Raw genomic sequence first — 18,520 nt, 5'->3', positions numbered from 1 at the left:
TTCCTGGAGGACCCGCTCATGCCCGAGAACCACATCCGGCCCGCCGCCGCCGTCTGCGGCACCTTCGCCCTCCTCGCGGGCCTCGCCGCCTGCGGTGGCTCGTCGAGCGCCGCCGACGAGAAGGTCGTCACCGTCTACAGCGCCGACGGACTCAAGGGTGAGAACGGCGACGGCTGGTACGACAAGGTCTTCGAGGACTTCGAGAAGGAGACCGGCATCAAGGTCGAGTACGTCGAGGGCGGCTCGGGCGAGATGGTGCAGCGCGCGGTGCGCGAGAAGTCCAACACCCAGGCCGATGTCCTCGTCACGCTGCCGCCGTTCATCCAGCAGGCCGACTCCAAGGGTCTGCTCGCGGCGTACGAGCCGGCCGGCGCGGGCCAGGTCGACGGCGCGGACAAGGCGTCCGACGCCAAGTGGACGTCCGTCGTGAACAACTACTTCGGCTTCGTCTACAACAAGAAGGAGCTGACGAGCCCGCCCAGGAGCTGGGAGGAGCTGCTGGAGGGGAAGTTCAAGGAGAAGATCCAGTACTCGACCCCCGGCGTCGCGGGTGACGGCACGGCCGTCCTCATCAAGGCGATGCACGACTTCGGCGGCGAGGAGCCGGCGATGGCGTATCTGAAGAAGCTCCAGACCAACAACGTCGGCCCGTCCGCCTCCACCGGCAAGCTCGCGCCCAAGGTCGACAAGGGCGAACTCCTCGCCGCCAACGGTGATGTCCAGATGAACTTCGCGCAGTCCAAGGACATGCCGAACCTCGGCATCTGGTTCCCCGCGAAGGGCGACGGCCGCCCCACCAGCTTCGCGCTCCCGTACGCCGCTGGGCTGATCGACAAGGCCCCGCACACCGCCAACGGCAAGAAGCTGCTGGACTTCATGCTCTCCGAGCAGGCGCAGAACGACGTGAGCGCGGTCGGCGGCGGCTTCGCGGCCCGTAAGGACATCGAGGCCACCGATCCGAACGCCACCGAACTCACCGCGCTGATGGACGGCGTGGAGATCTTCGAGCCGGACTGGTCGGACATCGGCGCCAACCTGGACGGCTACGTGGACGCGTGGAAGTCGGCGACGGGCAGCTGACGCGCGCCCCTTTCATAACGGGTCCGGACCCACGGGCCCACGTTGCAGCCCACCCAACTCCCCTCCCCTGCTCGATTGCTCGTCCCTTGCTCGGAACTGAACTCGGAGGCCCTTCGTGTCATCAAGTCTGTCTCGCCGCAAGCTCCTCATGGGCGCGGCGGCCCTCGCCACCGCGGCCGGACCACTCGCCGCGGCGACCGCCCACGCGGCGGCCCGTACCCCCAAGGTCCTGGTCATCGGCCTGGACGGCGCCCTGCTCGGCCGGATCAGGGACGCCGTCGCACCGCGCCTCGACGCGCTGATGGCGAGCGGCCTCACCTCGGTGAGCCCGCTGCCCGCCAACCCCATGGCACCCACGGTGTCCGGGCCGGGCTGGTCCACGATCATCACCGGTGTCTGGCCCGACAAGCACGGTGTGAAGGACAACAACTTCACCGGCAGCCGGTTCGGCCAGTACCCGGACTTCCTGACCCGTATCGAGACCGCGAAGCCCGCCCTGTCGACGTACGCCGTCGCCTCCTGGAACCCGGTCACCACGACGATCTTCTCGCCCGCGGTCGACACCCGGGTCTCCACGCCCACCGCCGAGTACGACACCGGCACGACGGCACGGGCCGTGGCCGAACTGCGCGACGGCAACCGCGACGCCGTCTTCGTCCACCTCGACAACATCGACCACGCGGGCCACAGTCACGGCGCCGCGTCCGCGCGTTACCTGGAGGCGATCCAGGACGTCGACGCGCAGGTGGGGCGGATGGTCGACGCCGTACGGGCACGTGCGACGTACGGCTCGGAGGACTGGCTCATCATGGTCACCACCGACCACGGGCACACCGACGCGGGCGGGCACGGCGGCTCCAGCGGCGCCGAGCGGCAGACGTTCCTCATCGCGAGCGGCGGCTCCGTCGCCGCGGGCTCCACCCGCCACGACATCAAGATGCCCGACGTCGCCGCCTCCGCCCTCGCCCACCTCGGCATCCCCATCGCCACCGCGTGGGGGCTGGACGGCCGTCCGCTCCAACAGCCCGCGCCCGACGCCTTCGACGCCCTGCGCCCGCTGCTGACGGGCCGCGTCGACGAGACCGGCATCCCGGCCGGGACGCCCGGCTTCACCCATACCCCGCCCGCCGGCTGGTCGGTCGAGAACGGGGCGATGGGGACGGGCGGCATGACCGAATGGCGCGGCTGGGCCTTCACCACCGACGAGTTCTGGACCGCCGCCGAACGGGACCAGTGGCGTGAGAACAACGTGCGCGCGCGGAACGTCTTCGCCGTCGCCGACGGTGACGAGTGGGTCGACAAGGCGTACACCGGCACCTTCGACTCCACGCTCGTCAGCCCGGCCTGGCCGGTCACGGGAGGCCGTACCGCCACGCTCACGTACACGACGCACTACCGCCACGAGTCACCCCAGCGGGGCGAGGTCCTCGTCTCGTACGACGACGGCGCCCCGGTCCCGGTGCGGACCTACACCGCCGACGCCGTGTCGCGGGTCGAGTCGATCACCCTCCAGGTCCCGTCGGGAGCCCGGACGGCACGGGTCCGGTTCCGTTACACGGCGGGCAACAACTGGTACTGGACCGTCGACCAGGTTGGTATCAGCGGCAGTTGAGCCGCCAACGGATTGACGGATTGGTGTCAGGCCGCGTTGGGCAGTGAGGAGGGGAACTTCGTGTCATGTCCACGACTTTGGTCCAGGACTCCGGTTCACGACCCCTCGTCCACGACTCTCTCCCCCCAAGGAGGTCGACCATGCACATCCGTAAGTTGACCGGCGGACTCGTTGCCGCCCTGGCCGTCACGTTCTCCCTGATGAGCGGCCAGGCCACGGCTGCTCCGGCCCCGGCTCCGGCCCCCGCCGCGGACACCGCCGTCGCCGCACGGATCGTCACGTACGACGCCAGCGGTTCGGCGGAGTTCAGGTCGGCGGTCGACCGGGGCGCGGCGATCTGGAACGAGAGCGTCAACGCCGTCGAACTCGTCCCGTCCGCGGCCGGCCAACGCGCCAACATACGCGTCCTGGCGGACAACGGCTGGCCCCGCGCCCAGACCACCTCACTGGGCAACGGCACCGTGTGGATCGGCCGCCAGGCCGTGAACGAGGGTCACAACACGATCCGTATCTCGTCCCACGAACTGGGCCACATCCTGGGCCTGCCGGACATCAAGCCCGGCCCCTGCACCAGCCTGATGTCCGGTTCCACGGCGGGAACCTCGTGCACCAACCCGTACCCGAACGCGGCCGAGAAGTCGGCGGTCGAGGGCTACTTCGGCGGCGCGTTCGCGCGGACGGCCGGAGAGGCACCGCTCAACACCATGATCGTGGACTGACGCACGGCGTGTAGTCGCCAGGCGCAGTGCCCGTACGCCCCGGAGCGTTGAATCGCGCTCCGGGGCGTACGTGGTTCCGGACCCTACGACTGGACATCGGGTCCGGACCTCACGCTCAAGCCGCCGCCCGGCCGATCCGGATGAGAACGACAGCCATGAGGCTCAGTTGGGCCCTGGATGGGCCTGTGGACCCTGCGAATTGGGCCTTCCGCTTTCGTACGGTGACGACGGTGACGACGCGTGCGCTACGGCTGGACGCCGATGGCGGAACGTCTTGAGCAGTGCGGTGGAAGGGTTTCCAATGTCCGACCCGGGTGTCCTGACGTTCCAAGGCGTCGCGCCGCGCCTGTCCGCCGGCCGCAGGGAGTTGCCCCGGCCCCTGATCCTGACCCGGGTTCTGTTGTATTTGATGTTCGGGTTGACGCTGTTGGGTGGCGTGGGTGTGCTGGACTCGCTGCTGGGGCTGGGTTCGCGTGTGTCGGTTGCGGTGGCTGTGGCGGCGGTGTATGCGGTGGTGCCGGGTGTGGTGGCGGTGGTGCTGGCGGGGCGGTTGTGGACCGGGGGGAGGGTGGTGTGGTTCGCGTTGGTCGCTCTGCAGGTGTGGTTGCTGGTGGGTGGCGTCGTGAACTTGTACGGGGGTTCGGCGCGGGGTGTCAGCCAGTTGCTGTTGCCGGGTGTGCTGCTGGGGTTGGTGGGGGTGGGGGCGAGCCGGTCGTGGTTCGCGCTGCCGGTGGAGGAGCGGGTGGTGAGGCCGCGGTGGACGTGGGAGCGGTTGCGTCGTGAGGTGGTGCCGTCGGTTCCGCATCTGATCACCTGGCGTCGGAACCGGGGGCAGTCGACGGTCGAGTACGTGGGCATGGTGGGTCTGGTCGCGCTCATCGTCGGGACCCTGTTGTTCAGTGGTGTGGCACCTGCTATTTCCGACGGGCTGCGGACGCAGGTCTGCAACATCCTGGGCGGCGACTGCGAAGCGACGACGGTCGCGGGCGACGGCAACAACGGCGGAGGAGACAACGGGGGCGGCGGCAGCAACGGCGGGGGAGCCAATGGTGGCGGGGGTTCGAACGGCGGGGGCGGTGCCAACGGCGGCGGTGGGAACAACGGCGGAGGCGACTCCGGCGGCGGTGACAACCGCGGCGGTGACAACGGCGGCGGCGCCAACGGTGGTGGGGGTTCGAACGGCGGCGGAGGTGACTCCGGCGGCGGGGGTTCGAACGGCGGAGGCTCCAACAACGGCGGTAGCGGGAACAACGGCGGCGGTGACTCCGGCGGTGGGAACAACGGCGGGGGCTCCTCCTCAGGCGGCGGGTCCAACTCCGGTGGCTCGAACGGCGGCGGCTCCTCCAGCAACGGTGGTGGGTCCAACTCCGGCGGTTCGGATGACGACGATGACGACACCGGCGGTGCCTCTGGTAGCGGTTCCAACGGTGGTGGCTCCTCCAGCAACGGCGGTGGTTCCAACAGCGGCGGCTCGTCCGGTGGAGGCTCCTCCAGCGGCGGCGGGAACAACGGCGGCAACTCCTCCGGTGGCGGCTCCAACAGCGGCGGTTCGGATGACGATGACGACGACAACGGCGTCGTCGCCGGCGGCGGTTCCTCCAGTGGCGGCGGGAACAACGGTGGCGGTTCGTCCGGCGGCGGTTCCTCCAGCAACGGCGGTGGTTCCAACAGCGGCGGTGGCAGCTCCAACTCCGGCGGCTCGTCCGGCGGCGGCTCCTCCAGCGGTGGCAGCTCCAACTCCGGTGGCTCGTCCAGTGGCGGCGGGAACAACGGTGGCGGTTCGTCTGGTGGTGGCTCCTCCAGCGGCGGTGGGAACAACGGCGGCAGTGACTCCGGTGGCGGCTCCAGCAGCGGAGGCTCCTCCAGCGGTGGCGGCTCCAACTCCGGTGGTGGTTCCAACAGCGGCGGTTCGTCCGGTGGTGGCTCCTCCAGCGGTGGCGGTTCCAACGGCGGAATGGCCAGTGGTGGGCTCATCGGCGGGGTCATCAGCGGCGGCCTCATCGGCGGCGGTTCGTCCGGTGGCGGCTCTTCCTCCGGCGGTGGCTCATCCTCCGGTGGTTCGTCCGGCGGTGGCTCTTCCTCCGGCGGCGGTTCGAGCAGCGGCGGCTCGGAGGACAACGACGACAACGACGATGACGAAGACGACGACGATGATGACGAGGACGACGACGAAGAAGACGAGACCGAGACCGTCTGCAATCCCGTCATGGCCCCCTGGGGCATCACCCAGTACTGCGACGAAGTCCCCAAGCCGGATGATCCGCCGGAGGAGGACGACAAAGACGACGACAAGGATGACGAAGACGAGGACAAGGACGACGAGGACGAGGACAAAGACGAGGACAAGGACGACTGCCCGGACACCACGAACGTCGCCTTCTACGGCAGTGTGACCACCGGCGCAGCCGGCAGCGGCCGCTACACGCTCGCCTCCGCCGGGGCCCCTCAGCAGGTTGTCGTCACCAGTGCCACGCTCGCGGCCGGCTCCGGAGCGCCCTCCCCGATGAGCATGATGGCCGCCGTGTCCGGCTCCGCCATGGCCGGCGTCGATACGTACCAGATGGTCGAAGACAGGCTCAGCAACGCGCTCGGTCTCACCGACCCGCCGCCCCCGCCGATCAAGGACGACCCCGACGAGAAGCCCGAGCCGAAGCCGAAGCCCAAGCCGCCGCCCAAGCCGCCGCACCTCGGTGGTTGCCCGCTGAAGACTCCGATGAACGTCCTGGACGACATCCCGGAGTACAAGCGCGGCAAGGAGGCGAGCAAGAAGTGGGCGGCCGAGGTCGAGGAGATCGCCAAGAAGTACGAGCTGACCAAGGACTTCACCGCCGAGGACGCGCTCACCATCGCCGACTACACCGGCTCCTGGGCCGATGACGCCAACAGCCACCTGCGGGGTAACACGATCCCCGGCCTCCGTGGGAACAACATGGATCAGTTCATCGAGCGGATGGACCGTGCTCTGGACCACCTGCCGCCGGTCGAGGGGACGTTCTACCGGGGCACGTTCATGCCGGACGAACTGATCGAGAGGTTCGCCAGCGGTGAGGTCGTGGAGATGCCCGAATACCTCAGTACGTCCAGCGACCCGGCGAAGGCCGATCGCGCCGTTGAAGCCTCGGCGAACAAGAACCGGCCCGGCGGCGAGAACGTCCTGCTCGAAATCACCACGGACAACGGCCGCAACATCGACCCCCTGTCCCGCTACCGGGGCAAGGAGTCGGAGGTGCTCATCCCGCGCGACGGCAAGTTCGAGAAGGTGGGAGAGCGGACGAAGATCATCGGTGGCAAGGAGTACAAGGTCATCGAGGTGAAGCAGGTCGGCTGAGCCGCGCGTACGGCCCTGTGCGGTGGCCTTCCGGTCACCGCACAGGCGCTCCGCGTCGTAACGGGTCCATGCGGTCAACACGCGCGGCTGCCGCGTCACTTCTCTGAGCGGGCGCCGGCGCAGGAGGCGCCGGGCGGATGACGGCCGCGAAGAGAGTCGCCGAGGGCCCGGGTCGGCGGGCAGCCTTGGGGCGAGGCGACCACCGACCCGACCGTCCGCGACATCGTCCTCGACACGACCGACCGGATGCGCGTGATGCTGCACGACCGCGTCACGGCCTGGCTCGTCAAGGTCGAGCACCACGAGCCGTCCCGAGCCCGGGAGCGCGCCGCCCCGATCGCCCACCGGCAAGCGCGACGGCCGGAACCCTCAGTGGCTACCGCTGATTTCCGTTCCGACACTCCGATCGCCGGTTCGTACACTTCGAGGGTGGAAGACCATAGGGCCACCAGGATCTCCGCGTGTCCGGCGCCCGCGCTGCGGCGGTACGTCGGCTCGTACGTCGGTTTTGATCTTCGTGGGTTTCCGGCGGGGGTGCACTGCGGTCCGCCGGGCCGCGTGCTCACCGCGGTGATCAGTCTGTCCGGCCCTTTGGAGATGGCGGCGGGCGTCGACGACGGGTCACCGGTCACCCGATTCGGCAGCGTGGCCGGCGGTCTGATGCGCCGGTCCGTCGCGATCCACCACGACGGCCGCCAGGAAGGCGTGCAGGTGTCGCTGACACCGCTCGGGGCCCGGGCCGTCTACGGCGTGCCCGCCGCTGATCTCGCCCACCGACTGGTCCCGCTCGACGAGCTTCTCGGAGCGCTCGGCGTCGAGTTGGTCGACCGGCTCCGTGCGGCGGCGACCTGGGCCGCGCGGTTCGCCGCGCTGGACGAGTTGCTCCTGCGAGCCGTCGGCCGCGGCGCCGGCGGCGACCGCGCGTCCCAGGTGCGCCCCGAGGTGGCCGAGGCATGGCGCCGCCTCCTGGCCGCGCGGGGCCGGGTCCGGGTTGGGGCGGTCGCCACAGAACTGGGCTGGAGCCGTCGGTATCTCACCGAGCGGTTTCGCGGTGAGGTGGGCCTGTCGCCGAAGACCTTCGCCCGGGTTCTGCGCTTCGAGCACGCGCACGAACTGGCCACCGCGCACGACCCGCTTCCGTGGGCCGAGGTGGCGACCGCCTCCGGCTACGCCGACCAGGCCCATCTCGTACGGGACTGGGGCGAGTTCACGGGCCGATCGCCGACGGCATGGCGTCGCGGCGAAGTCCTGCTCGGGACCGGGTAGTCGCCGACCGGCCGCCTATCGCGTCGGCTTCCGTTCCCTTTTCTTCAAGACCACCCCGTTGTCGTCCTGTGACGATGGTCGGCATGAGACTCGTCAATCACGAACCCGACGCCATCGACCTGCGGACCACCCCCGTGCACCTCGGGCTGGGGTCGAGAGCCAAGCCCGTCGAGGGCTTCGCCTGGGACCCGGAGGTGCTCCATGCCTACAGCGCCGCGGTCGCGGCGGACGGCGCCGAGGGCCGGCTGGTGACGATCTTCGACGGCGACGGCCCCGGCGACGACTGGGAGCGCCACCCCGCCGGCGACGAACTGGTCGTCTGCCTCAGCGGGTCGGTGACTGTCACCCGCGATGTGGACGGAGTGCCCGACCGGGTTGTGCTCGGGCCGGGCGAAGCCACCGTCAACCCGGCAGGGACATGGCACGCGGTCGACATGGCGGGGCCGGCGTCCATCCTGACCGTCACCGCCGGCCTCGGCACCGACCACCGTCCCCGGACCGAAGCCCGCCCGACCGGGCACGCCGGCGCGTCCGGCCCGCGAACACCGTGACGACCCGTGTCGCGTGCCTCGGCGACAGCCTCACCCGAGCGCAGCTCAGCGTCGACTACCTGGACCTTCTCGAACGACGCCGTCCTCCCGGCGACGTACGGCTCGCCCGCTTCGGCGTCAACGGCGACTTCGCCCACAACCTTCTGGGGCGCCTCGATGCCGTCGTCGCGGACCCACCCGACGTGATCACCGTGCTGATCGGGACCAACGACGCCCGAGCGAGCCTCGCCGGCTACCCCGTCGAGCGGGCCATGAAACGCAAGCAACTCCCCGAGCGCCCGTCGGCCGGCTGGTTCCAGCACTGCCTGGGAGCCGTTGTCGAACGGCTGCGAACGCGGACCGACGCGACGATCGCTCTGCTGTCCCTCCCGGTCCTCGGCCAACAACTCGACGGAGCCGCGGGGCGGGCATCACTGGCGTACAGCCGCATGATCGCCGAGGTCGCCACCGCCCACGAGGCGACCTACCTCCCGCTCCACGAACGCCAGACCGAGGAACTACGCCGGGCCGACCCGCCGCCGATCCCCTACCGGGACCCGACGCCCGCGGCGAGCGTCGGCGTCCTCGTCCGGCGCGCCGTGCTGCGCCGCAGCCTCGACACGATCTCGCGGAGCCGAGGTCTCGTGCTCACGACCGACCACATCCACCAGAACAGCCGCGGCGCCGCACTTGTCGCCGAGGTCATCGACACCTGGCTCCCGACCCGGCGCGCGTAGCCGGTTCGGAGGGTGGTCCCTTTCCCGCGTACTCGGTTCCCACCGGGCGTCGGTGGACATGGCGGCTCCTTCGAGGGCTGCCCGGAATGGTGGTGTGGCGAATCGTCAGGTGGATTGTTGGTCTCACCAACGCCGGCCTCTTCCCTCGTCTAGGCTGACGTCGGCCGCCCTTGCGACACACGACGAAGAGGGACAGATGAACGACGAGACCACCCGGGCCGAACGCCTGCTGGACGCCCAGGCCAAGGCCGCCGACCTCTTCGCCGAGATCGAGTCGCGGGGCCTGGTCGCGCCGGGCGTGGGGGAGAAGGAGGTCAGTGACCGGATCCGGGATCTGGCCAATGAGCTGTTCGGCCCGACCCGTCACTGGCACAAGCGCATCGTCCGCTCCGGGCCGAACACCCTCCACCCGTACCGGGAGAACCCTCCGGACCGGGCCATCGGCCAGGACGACATCGCGTTCGCCGACTTCGGCCCGATCTTCGAGGAGTGGGAAGCCGACTTCGGGCGCACCTTCGTGCTCGGTGACGACCCCGTCAAGCACCGGCTGCGCGACGACCTGCCCGAGGTGTTCGCCGGCGGCCGCCGCGCGTTCGACGCCGACCCGGACATCACCGGTGCCCGCCTGTACGCCGAGGTCGCCCGGCTGGCCGCCGAACGCGGCTGGGAGCTGGGCGGTTGGCACGCCGGGCATCCGGTGGGCGAGTTCCCGCACGAGAAGATCGACGGGGCCGACATCGAGTCGTACATCGCGCCCGGCAACGAGACCCCGCTGCGCCGCCCCGACCGCGTCGGACGTGCCTGCCACTGGATCCTGGAGATCCACCTGGTCGACCGCGAACACGGCTTCGGCGGCTTCTACGAGGAACTCCTCGACCTCGGCTGAGACCCCCGGCCCGGTTCGGCCTCGCCCCCTCTCCGCCCCACCTCGCCCCGCCGCGTCACCGCAGATCAGTCATGTGATGATGTTCGGATCGCGAACGGACCCGGGGGTGGAACCGTCGCGCGGCAAGGGGGAGGGCGTCATGGCCAAGGACGGGGAGTCCATAGCGGACGAGGAGTGGGAACGTTTCCTGCGGGATGCCGAGGCCGGGGCCTCCAGCGCGCCCCAGGAGCCGTCCGCGCGGGCCCGGATGGTCGGACGGCGGCTGCGGGAAGAGCCCGCACCTCCCGCGGGATGGCGGACCCACCAACCACCCCGGCGTGAACGGGGCAAGGCGTGGTACGTGGTCGGACTGCTGCTCGCGGTCGGCCTGTTGGCGTTGGCGCTGGATCCGGGGCGGGTCGTCGGATGGTTCGGGGACGGCGACGGCAACGGGGGCGCGGGAACCGCCGCGCCCGTCGTCGAGCAGGCTTCCCAACTGCCCACGCCGGAGGAGCCGTTCAAGGGATCTCCGGCGGTGGAGTGGTTCGACGGAACGGCCGGGATCAGCATGCCCGAGGCGCGGGCGACCGGTTGGATGACCAAGGAGCAGGTCGCGCGGGCGCTCGACGAGACCCGGAACTTCCTTGAGGCGTCCAGTCTGGATCCGGCCGTGCTGCGCGGGGAGCGACCGAAGAAGGCGATCGCGCTGATGAATCCCCATCAGCGCGATGTCCAGGACTACGTGACGGCAGCGTTCCGCGAGCCCGGCGAGGAGAACGACCCCCTGCTGCTGTTCAGCCGGTTCGCGCAGACGAAGGTGCGGCTGGTGGGGGACGTGGTGAAGACGCAGGGACAGATCACCTTCCGTGAGGGCAAGCGTGGCGCGGTCGAGGTGACCAGCGACGTCACGTACGTCTACCCGGTCGTCCGGGCGGCGAAGGGCAGCGACGAGGTCGCGCGCACCATCGCGCGCCGCGAGACGGTGATGAGCTGGGACGACCCGGCGAAGGTGATCACCGAGGCGGGGACGTTCACCCTTCTCTCCTACAAGGTGGACGCCACCAACGGCGGTTGCGCCGACTCCACCGGCTTCTTCCTCCCCGAGTTCACCTCCGAGCGTACGGACAAGGGTTCCGGCCCCGCGATGGACCCGTACGACCGCAGTACGTCGATGGACGTCCGCCTGCAGGACGCCGACGAAGAGGAGTGCGGAACCGCCACGCGGTCGTGACCGGCCGAGCCGCGTCGCCGGTCAGGCGTCGTGCTGCCGCGTGATCGCGCGGGCCGTGCGAGCGGCCTTCTCCGCCGTGTCCGCGAGCGCTCCGCTCCCCACTCCGAACAGGCCCTGACGTAGAAATACGGCGAGGCCGTGCGCGGCACCGGCGACGCGGAGGAGCAGGTCGGACGCCTCGTCCGGGTCCGGGGCCAGCCGGCGGGCAACCGGCAGCAGGAGTCCGGCCACCTCGTCGCCGGCCGAGGCCAACTCGGTGAACCGGGACTTGTTGAGGCCCGCGTTGAAGGTGATGTCGAAGAGGGCCGGCTCCTCGGCGGCGAATCGGACGTAGGCGGACGCGAAAGCCGCCAGTTGCTCCTCGGGACTCTCGCCGCTGCCCACGGCGACGGCGAAGCGGCTCCGTTGCTCGCGGTATCCCTTGGTGGCGAGTTCGGCCAGCAGGGTTTCCCGGTCGGCGAAGTGCTTGTACGGCGCCGCGACGCTCACGCCCGCCCGGCGGCTCGCCTCGGCCAGGGTGAAGCCGTGCGGGCCGCGTTCGGCGACGAGTTCGAGACCACGCCACGTGACTGACGGTGGCGGTGGACCAGGCTTGGGGTGTGGCAGGCCATACCTCAAGTGAGTGGCGGACCGCAGTGACCGGGTGGGCGCCGGGGCGAAAGGCTGACCGGCATGACAGCAGCCCCACCGCCCTCCGCGGCCACCTCCGCTCGCGCGTACCTCACGCTCGTCGCCCTCGCCGCGGCCCTCGTCCCCGCCTTCGTCCTCGCCCCTCGCGGCTGGGCGGCGCGCATGTCGGGCGGCGGCTTCACCGACGAACGCGCCCTCGGCGAAAGCCTTCCCGGGCCGTTCGTGGACTACTGGAACTCCGGCGACCGCGCGTTCCCGCCGGACTTGGCGCACCTCGTCGACCAGTGGTTCCACTACCACGTGGCCAAGGCCGTGATCGCCGCGCTCCTGCTGATCGTGCTGGTCGCGCTCGGCCTGCGTCTCTGGCAGACATTCCTGCGGGCCGGCGGTCTCGGGGCGGGAAGCAGGGCGGCCCTCGCGTCGGCCGGGGTGCTCGTCACGGCGCTCGCGCTTTTCTCGTCGGCGGCGCTGATGGCCAACATCCAGGGCGCGACAGCACCCTTCTCCTCTCTGCTGCCGATGCTGCCGCTCGACGCGCCAGAAGGTGAACTCGCCCACGCCCTCGGCCAGATCGAGCAGGGCCTGGCCGCGAACCCGAACGCGAACCCGAACGCGAACGCCGGCGCGAGTGTCCGGACCTCTCCCGCCCTCCAGGAGATGATCAGCGACTTCTCCCGGTACCACGCGGTGATAGCCGTGGCCGCCGCGATCGTGGGGGCCGTTCTCGTCCGGATGACTGTGGTGCTGTGGAAGAGGTTCGCCGGAACAGGGGCGTCCGAGCGGCGAACGAGGCGGGTGCTGGCGTCGTACGGCGTTCTCTCCGCCCTGCTGTCACCGGCGGTGATCGTCGTGGCCGTCGCGAACACACTCACCACGATGGACTCGGCGCCGGCGCTCCTCGCCTTCCTCGAGGGCGGCTGGTGATGACGGCTCCTCGTACGGCCGTGTTGTCTCCTAGGCGTTGAGGTAGGCGAGGACGGCGAGCACCCGGCGGTGCTGGGCGTCGTCGGGCGGTAGGCCGAGCTTCGCGAAGACGTTGCCGATGTGCTTCTCCACCGCGCTGTTGGAGAGCACCAGCCGCCGGGCGATGGCCGTGTTGGAGTGGCCCTCGGCCATCAGCGCCAGCAACTGCCGTTCACGCGCGGTCAGCGCGCCGAGCGGGTCGTCCCGGCGCTGCCCGGCCAGCAGTTGGGCCACGACCTGCGGATCGAGCACCGTCGCGCCACGGGCGACCCGGTCCAGGGCGTCCAGAAACTCTTCGACCTTCGCGACCCGGTCCTTCAGCAGATAGCCGACCGCGCCGGAGCCGTCCGCGAGCAGGGCGGCGGCGTAGGACACCTCCACGTACTGGCTGAGCACCAGCATCGGGGCGCCAGGCAGATGTCCACGGGCGGTGATCGCCGCGCGCAGGCCCTCGTCCCGGTGGGTCGGGGGCATTCGTACGTCCACGAGCGACACGTCCGGGCGGTGTTCGAGCACCGCGTCCACCAGGGCGGGGCCGTCACCGACCGCCGCCACCACCTGGTGACCGTCCTCGGTGAGCAGCCGGACCAGGCCCTCGCGCAGGAGCACCGCGTCGTCGGCGACGACGACGCGCAGCGGCCCCCGGACGGCGCGGTCCGTCTCGTACGGGATCAGCGACATGGCAGCTCCGCGGTGACCGTCGTCGGGCCGCCGTCGGGACTCGTGACCCGCAGCCGGCCGCCGACCGCACGTACCCGGTCGTCCAGGCCGCGCAGTCCGTGTCCTTTGGCGAGAGCCGCGCCGCCCACCCCGTCGTCGGTCGCCCAGACGCGCAGGGTTCCGTCGGTGTGCCGCATTCCGACCGTGCACCGGCGGGCGTCGCTGTGCTTCGCCACGTTCGTCAGGGCCTCGGAGACCACGAAGTACGCGGCTGTCTCGACCGCAGCGTCGAGCCGGCGGTTCAAGGGACCGGCGTCGAGTTCGACGGGTACGACGCAGCGCGCGGCCAGGGCGGCGAGCGCCTCCCGCAGTCCTTGGTCGGCGAGGATCGGTGGGGCGATGCCGCGTGACAGGGCGCGTAGTTCGTCCAGCGCCTCCTGGGTCTGGACGACCGCGTCGGCGAGTGCCGCCCGGACGATCTCCGGCCGGGTGTCGAAGTGGTGCTGGGCGCGGCCCAGTTCCATCGCCAGGCGGACCAACTGCTGCTGGGGCCCGTCGTGGATGTCGCGTTCCAGTCGGCGCAGGGCGGCGGCTTCGGCCGTGACGGCGGCGACGGCCTGTGCGCGGGCGGTGTCGCGCTCCCGCTCCAGCCCGCTGATCCGGCGGTGCAACGCCGACGTGTTGGAGAGCAGCGCCTGCCCCAACCCGGCCTGGGCGGCGACGCACACCCGGGTCACCAGCGGCAGGGTGCACAGCAGCGACAGCCCGAGCGTGATCGCGAAGACGAGCCGCTCGGCCGGGGACGTCAGCCCCAGGCTCAGGGCGACATGGGACTGGTCACTGCCCGCGTACAGGGTCATGGGCGGCAGCGACCCGGGCGCGTCCCCGCTGCGCAGGGGATACGTGACGGTCGCGACTCCCACGAACCACCACAGCCCCGTCACCACGGAGGTGACCAGCACGACGGGCAGCACCGTCACCGCGTGCACCAGGTCCAGCCACAGCCCGGGGTCGGCCGCGCCGGCCACCCTCGACCGCTCCTCGCCGCGCCGGGAACGCACCGCGCCGATCCGCCACCACTCCAGATCCCCGGCCCACCGCACCACCCCCAGCCCCCGCCCGGCCACCCCCACGCCCAACCCACCGACGACCAGCAGCAGACCGACCACGGCACTCACCGGCGCGGTGAGCAGATACACCGACTCCCCGACCACACGACGCCCCACCCGACCGGCGCCCCGCCCTCGCGACTGCCACCGACCGACGACCACGGAGGGCAACGACTCAGCCATCCCCCCAGCGTAATCCCGCCCCGCCCGGTCCATCTCGTCGCGTTTCTCTAGGCGGCGACGAGGGTGACGGCGAGGTCGTCCGGGGCGGGCAGGCCCAAGGCGCGGAACTGGTGGCCGGTGCAGTCCAGCAGGCGTTGGATCACGGCGCCGGCCTCCGTGTCGAGTGTGCCGTCGGCGCGCTTGTCGAGTTCGACAGCCAGGGTTCCGGCCGGGCACCACACGCCCGAGGACCGTCCCGTCGAGATAGCCGCGGCGATCTCCTCCTGGGTGCGGCGGCACGGACTGAGCGAGAAACGAGAACACTGTTCTTGACTTCGTCCGGGGATGCGAGGCATGATTCTTCTCAACGGAGAACAGTGTTCTCGCTTCTCGCTTCTCACCCGAAGGATGTCCGTCATGGCCACAGCGACCGTCACCTCCACCAACACCAACACCAACACCAGCGCCCCGTCCCGGCGTTGGGACCTCATCGGCCGGAGTCTGATGGGACTGAACTCCGCGGTGACCTTCGCGGTGTTCATCAACGGGCTGTTCCTGATGGCCGACGCGGCCGACGACCGGATGATGGTCGAGGGCTGGCGGACGTTCGGGTATCTGGTGTTCAGCGCGATGTGGGCGATGCTCGCGTACCGGCCGCGTCAGGTTCCGGCGATCTGGGAGATGGTGATCTTCCACAAGGTCGCCGCGACGATCCTCGCGTTCACGATCCTGGACACCACCGAGGGTCAGCAGTCCTCCATCACCGACACCTCCGTCGCGACGCTGACGATCTTCGCGTACATCGCCTGCCGCGGCTGGCAGTCCTGGCGGGTCCTCCAGCGCGAGAACGCTCCGCTGACCGCGGCCTGAGCCGTCACGCGCAGCAGGCCGGCCGGCCGGTACGACCCCGGCCGGCCATCGCGCACCGCCGGCCCAAGAGAGAACACCGTTGACTAATAAGGTGGATGCATGGTCACTTCACGGCAAGTCGCACGCGAGCAGATGATGCACGACATCGTGCGCGTGGGACGCGAGCACCTGGCGACGGTACTTCCCGCCGACCTCTCCCTGCGGGCCGTGGCACGCGACATCGGAGTCGTACCGTCGGCGCTCTATCGCTACGTCAAGGACCGCGAAGCGCTCATCACGCTGCTGATCGTCGACGCTTACGACGAACTCGCCGACGAGGTCGACGCGGCCCTCGCGACGGCATCGCGCCTGTCGCACCGCGAGCGGCTGGAGGCGGCGGTACTCGCGGCGCGCGCCTGGGCCGTCCGTGAACCGTCCCGCTTCGCCATGCTCTACGGCACACCGGTCCCCGGCTACACGGCTCCCGGCGACCAGACCGTGGAGCCCGGCACCCGGCTCGCCCTCGCTCTCGCCCGACTGGTCGAGGACGCCTGGCGGGCGGGCAAGCTGAGAACGGTGGAGGCGCCGCGCGATCCGGCGGTCCGCGCCGACATGGAGCGACTGCGGGAACTGTTCGGCTTCGACATGCCGGTGGGCAACGTGGCCCGGGTCTACGGACTGTGGTCGGCGGTCATCGGCGCGATCCTGTTCGACACCTTCGGCCACTACGCGGCGGACACGGTGACGGACCCCGAAGCCTTCCTCCGCACCCACACCGACGGCCTGGCGGACACGGTCGGCCTCTGACCGGCGCGGGCCGGTGTCAGTGGCGTGCGGTTGGATGAGCGCGTGACTGCATACGACTACTGGGTTCCCGTGGACCTGGACGCGGTGCGTCATGTGTATGCCCCGCGACCGTTGACGACAGAAATAGTGTTGTCGTTGAACGCCGGGGCCGATCTGTCGGAATTGGTCGGGGAAATCCGCGAGAGCGGTTATCCGTAGTCAGGGTGCGACTCGACCCGTTTGCATTCCGCTAAGTCCGTTCACATTCCGCTCGGCGATTGACGGCGGGAAGTGGACGATCGTTTTCATGGTAGAGTTCAATGAATTCACAGGACGCCGCAGAAAAGGGGAATGGCGTGAATACCGAGAAGGTTACGGCTCGACGTCTTACGGCCGGAGAGGTCTCCGAGTTGGGGCTCCAGGACGGCATTTTCGTCTCGGCGGAGATGGATGGCCTTCCTCTCGACTGCTACGCCTCGGCTTTCCTCACGGAGCCGGGTAAGAATTTTGAGGGAGGGTCCTTCACCGCGAAGACAATCTTCGGTGAAGAAATCCATGTTCTCCCGGACAATGCCGAAGAGCGCGGGATCTGGGTCGCCGACAAGGCGGGGGAGGAAATCGAGGTTCTCCAGAGTGCCGGCGTTCTCCTGAACCTCGCTCTCTTCGTACCCAATGGGAATCTGGAATCCCTGGAGGCGCTCTATTCCTCCGCGCGGGACGCGTTCGGCGCGGGGATCGTGCAGCGCTGGAGCGAGGAAGTCGCCGCGGTGCCGGACGTCAAGGTCGACCTGTTCGAGGAGCCGGCCCGGGGGCGGAAGAACACGAGCAACCAGAACCGCGACCGCCGCGCCCTGGACATCTACCCGACCCGGGTGCGGTTCCTGGAGCCCAGCGACGGCTGGAAGTTCGTTGTCGAGCCGCACAAGGAGATCGTCGACGAGACACCGACGATCTGACCGAAAACCGAAAGCGGCACAGAACACAGAACACCGGACGCTCGGTTGGGGTCTCCCAGCCGAGCGTTTCGCGTGCCGGTCGCACCCGGCCGTCTGTTACGACCCGAGGTACCGGTCGTGCCCCGCGTGCCCGCCGGACTCCGCGTGCCCGTCCCGCCGGGTGCGGCCGGCCCGCAGGGAGGCCAGCAGCTGCAGCCGCTCGGCGTCCGGGGTGCCCGGCTCGGCGGTGTAGACGAACATCACCGGGCCGGGACTGCCGGGCAACGGGTAGCTGCCCCACTCGACCGTGATCTCGCCGACCTGCGGATGCCGGAACAGCTTCGTCCCGTGCACCGTCTCGCGCACCTCGTGCCGGGCCCAGAGCCGCCTGAAGTCCGCGCTGCGGATGCTGAGTTCGCCGATGAGAGTGGTGGCCCGCGGATGCGTCGGGTCCGTGGCGACGGCGGCGCGCAGCATGCCGATGTACTGGAGCGCGGTGGCTTCCCAGTCGGGGCAGCGCATCCGGGTCTCGGGGTCGTGGAACAGCGAGGTGAGCATGTTGCGGTGCTCCGGCGGCTGTTGGCTGGGGTCGCCGAACAACTCCTCGGCCAGTGGGTTCCACGCGAGCAGGTCGAGGTGCCGGCTGAGCACCACCGCCGGGGTGTTCATGGCGGCCAGCAGGTGCCGGGTGCCGTCCGGTACGCGCTCGGGGGCGCGGCGCCTGCGCACGCGCTGCGGCCGGCGTGCCGCCTGGGCGAGGGCGAAGAGGTGCCTGCGTTCGTCGTCGTCGAGGTTCAGCGCGGTGGCGAGGTCGTCGAGGACATGGTCGGAGGGGCGTACGTCGCGGCCCTGCTCCATGCGCTGGTAGTAGTCGGTGCTCAGCCCCGCCAGCAGCGCGATCTCCTCGCGCCTGAGTCCGGTGACCTTGCGCCGGGGGCCCGGCTCCAGCCCGAGGTCCTGCGGGCGCAGCCGGTCGCGCCGGGCGCGGAGGAAGTCACCGAGTTCACGGGCGAACGAGTGGTCGGCAGCCATACGGACAGTGTGCGGGTGCGGTACGG

18 protein-coding genes are annotated in these 18,520 nt (G+C 70.2%); 13 read left to right on the top strand and 5 right to left on the bottom strand.

Annotated elements, in window-relative coordinates:
- The first annotated feature begins 18 nt into the window (after positions 1–18).
- The 9 genes from ACFUN8_RS00335 (at position 19) to ACFUN8_RS00295 (ending at position 11,368) form a co-directional block, all read left to right on the top strand.
- Positions 19–1,080 (top strand): 2-aminoethylphosphonate ABC transporter substrate-binding protein, encoded by a 1,062-nt coding sequence (locus tag ACFUN8_RS00335; protein WP_383629518.1) that lies wholly within the window; start codon positions 19–21, stop codon positions 1,078–1,080.
- Positions 1,081–1,228: 148 nt separating this feature from the next.
- Complete coding sequence (locus ACFUN8_RS00330; RefSeq protein WP_383629752.1) at positions 1,229–2,692, top strand: alkaline phosphatase family protein; 1,464 nt, start codon at positions 1,229–1,231, stop codon at positions 2,690–2,692.
- A gap of 140 nt (positions 2,693–2,832) precedes the next feature.
- Positions 2,833–3,411 carry a snapalysin family zinc-dependent metalloprotease gene (locus tag ACFUN8_RS00325; RefSeq protein WP_383629516.1) on the top strand — a complete coding sequence of 193 codons (579 nt, stop codon included), beginning with the start codon at positions 2,833–2,835 and terminating at the stop codon, positions 3,409–3,411.
- A 301-nt stretch (positions 3,412–3,712) separates the two neighbouring features.
- A complete protein-coding gene (locus ACFUN8_RS00320) occupies positions 3,713–6,739 on the top strand; it encodes an ADP-ribosyltransferase (RefSeq protein ID WP_383629514.1) in 3,027 nt (1,008 codons plus the stop codon).
- 429 nt (positions 6,740–7,168) lie between these two features.
- Positions 7,169–8,005, top strand: a complete 837-nt coding sequence (locus ACFUN8_RS00315) for a helix-turn-helix domain-containing protein (RefSeq protein ID WP_383629512.1) — start codon at positions 7,169–7,171, stop codon at positions 8,003–8,005.
- Between the two features lie 83 nt (positions 8,006–8,088).
- On the top strand, positions 8,089–8,556 hold the full coding sequence (locus tag ACFUN8_RS00310) for a cupin domain-containing protein (protein ID WP_383629510.1): 468 nt from the start codon (positions 8,089–8,091) through the stop codon (positions 8,554–8,556).
- A complete protein-coding gene (locus ACFUN8_RS00305) occupies positions 8,553–9,272 on the top strand; it encodes an SGNH/GDSL hydrolase family protein (protein ID WP_383629508.1) in 720 nt (239 codons plus the stop codon). The genes ACFUN8_RS00310 and ACFUN8_RS00305 overlap by 4 nt, the downstream gene beginning before the upstream one ends.
- 196 nt (positions 9,273–9,468) lie before the next feature.
- Positions 9,469–10,158: a M24 family metallopeptidase gene (locus ACFUN8_RS00300; protein WP_383629506.1), complete on the top strand. Its 690-nt coding sequence runs from the start codon at positions 9,469–9,471 to the stop codon at positions 10,156–10,158.
- A 139-nt stretch (positions 10,159–10,297) separates the two neighbouring features.
- Positions 10,298–11,368 (top strand): hypothetical protein, encoded by a 1,071-nt coding sequence (locus ACFUN8_RS00295; RefSeq protein ID WP_383629504.1) that lies wholly within the window; start codon positions 10,298–10,300, stop codon positions 11,366–11,368.
- A 21-nt stretch (positions 11,369–11,389) separates the two neighbouring features.
- Here ACFUN8_RS00295 and ACFUN8_RS00290 read toward each other — a convergent pair whose 3' ends face one another.
- Positions 11,390–11,986: a TetR/AcrR family transcriptional regulator gene (locus tag ACFUN8_RS00290; RefSeq protein ID WP_383629503.1), complete on the bottom strand. Its 597-nt coding sequence runs from the start codon at positions 11,984–11,986 to the stop codon at positions 11,390–11,392.
- Between the two features lie 54 nt (positions 11,987–12,040).
- Between ACFUN8_RS00290 and ACFUN8_RS00285 the strand changes: the two genes are divergently transcribed.
- Positions 12,041–12,922 carry a hypothetical protein gene (locus ACFUN8_RS00285; protein WP_383629501.1) on the top strand — a complete coding sequence of 294 codons (882 nt, stop codon included), beginning with the start codon at positions 12,041–12,043 and terminating at the stop codon, positions 12,920–12,922.
- Positions 12,923–12,952: 30 nt separating this feature from the next.
- Here ACFUN8_RS00285 and ACFUN8_RS00280 read toward each other — a convergent pair whose 3' ends face one another.
- Genes ACFUN8_RS00280 through ACFUN8_RS00270 form a run of 3 tightly spaced genes read right to left on the bottom strand, consistent with a single transcriptional unit; the run spans position 12,953 to position 15,134 of the window.
- Positions 12,953–13,597: a response regulator gene (locus ACFUN8_RS00280; RefSeq protein WP_383629750.1), complete on the bottom strand. Its 645-nt coding sequence runs from the start codon at positions 13,595–13,597 to the stop codon at positions 12,953–12,955.
- 35 nt (positions 13,598–13,632) lie between these two features.
- Positions 13,633–14,913 (bottom strand): sensor domain-containing protein, encoded by a 1,281-nt coding sequence (locus ACFUN8_RS00275; protein WP_383629499.1) that lies wholly within the window; start codon positions 14,911–14,913, stop codon positions 13,633–13,635.
- 47 nt (positions 14,914–14,960) lie between these two features.
- Positions 14,961–15,134, bottom strand: coding sequence for a hypothetical protein (locus ACFUN8_RS00270; protein ID WP_383629497.1), 174 nt, complete (start codon positions 15,132–15,134; stop codon positions 14,961–14,963).
- A gap of 175 nt (positions 15,135–15,309) precedes the next feature.
- Here ACFUN8_RS00270 and ACFUN8_RS00265 point away from each other — a divergent pair, with 175 nt between their 5' ends.
- The 3 genes from ACFUN8_RS00265 to ACFUN8_RS00255 all read left to right on the top strand — a co-directional run bounded on the left by ACFUN8_RS00265 (position 15,310) and on the right by ACFUN8_RS00255 (position 17,483).
- On the top strand, positions 15,310–15,762 hold the full coding sequence (locus ACFUN8_RS00265; RefSeq protein WP_383629495.1) for a hypothetical protein: 453 nt from the start codon (positions 15,310–15,312) through the stop codon (positions 15,760–15,762).
- 99 nt (positions 15,763–15,861) lie between these two features.
- Positions 15,862–16,548, top strand: coding sequence for a TetR/AcrR family transcriptional regulator (locus ACFUN8_RS00260; RefSeq protein ID WP_383629493.1), 687 nt, complete (start codon positions 15,862–15,864; stop codon positions 16,546–16,548).
- Positions 16,549–16,883: 335 nt separating this feature from the next.
- The gene (locus ACFUN8_RS00255) at positions 16,884–17,483 is read left to right on the top strand and encodes a hypothetical protein (protein ID WP_383629491.1); all 600 of its coding nucleotides are present in this window, start codon (positions 16,884–16,886) and stop codon (positions 17,481–17,483) included.
- Between the two features lie 96 nt (positions 17,484–17,579).
- Here ACFUN8_RS00255 and ACFUN8_RS00250 read toward each other — a convergent pair whose 3' ends face one another.
- Positions 17,580–18,494 (bottom strand): helix-turn-helix transcriptional regulator, encoded by a 915-nt coding sequence (locus ACFUN8_RS00250; protein WP_383629489.1) that lies wholly within the window; start codon positions 18,492–18,494, stop codon positions 17,580–17,582.
- Positions 18,495–18,520: the final 26 nt, after the last annotated feature.

This window comes from Streptomyces sp. NPDC057307, from assembly GCF_042667665.1.
In the GTDB taxonomy this organism is placed as follows: Bacteria; Actinomycetota; Actinomycetes; order Streptomycetales; family Streptomycetaceae; genus Streptomyces.
Note: the sequence above shows the minus strand (reverse complement) of the source record. Positions and strands in the feature narration are given on the sequence as shown.

Bases quoted from the DNA above. Each gene is read 5' to 3' on its own strand.
- ACFUN8_RS00335 (WP_383629518.1), top strand. From the start codon at position 19: ATGCCCGAGAACCACATCCGGCCCGCCGCCGCCGTCTGCGGCACCTTC.
- ACFUN8_RS00330 (WP_383629752.1), top strand. From the start codon at position 1,229: ATGGGCGCGGCGGCCCTCGCCACCGCGGCCGGACCACTCGCCGCGGCG.
- ACFUN8_RS00325 (WP_383629516.1), top strand. From the start codon at position 2,833: ATGCACATCCGTAAGTTGACCGGCGGACTCGTTGCCGCCCTGGCCGTC.
- ACFUN8_RS00320 (WP_383629514.1), top strand. From the start codon at position 3,713: ATGTCCGACCCGGGTGTCCTGACGTTCCAAGGCGTCGCGCCGCGCCTG.
- ACFUN8_RS00310 (WP_383629510.1), top strand. From the start codon at position 8,089: ATGAGACTCGTCAATCACGAACCCGACGCCATCGACCTGCGGACCACC.
- ACFUN8_RS00300 (WP_383629506.1), top strand. From the start codon at position 9,469: ATGAACGACGAGACCACCCGGGCCGAACGCCTGCTGGACGCCCAGGCC.
- ACFUN8_RS00295 (WP_383629504.1), top strand. From the start codon at position 10,298: ATGGCCAAGGACGGGGAGTCCATAGCGGACGAGGAGTGGGAACGTTTC.
- ACFUN8_RS00285 (WP_383629501.1), top strand. From the start codon at position 12,041: ATGACAGCAGCCCCACCGCCCTCCGCGGCCACCTCCGCTCGCGCGTAC.
- ACFUN8_RS00275 (WP_383629499.1), bottom strand. From the start codon at position 14,913: ATGGCTGAGTCGTTGCCCTCCGTGGTCGTCGGTCGGTGGCAGTCGCGA.
- ACFUN8_RS00265 (WP_383629495.1), top strand. From the start codon at position 15,310: ATGGCCACAGCGACCGTCACCTCCACCAACACCAACACCAACACCAGC.
- ACFUN8_RS00260 (WP_383629493.1), top strand. From the start codon at position 15,862: ATGGTCACTTCACGGCAAGTCGCACGCGAGCAGATGATGCACGACATC.
- ACFUN8_RS00250 (WP_383629489.1), bottom strand. From the start codon at position 18,494: ATGGCTGCCGACCACTCGTTCGCCCGTGAACTCGGTGACTTCCTCCGC.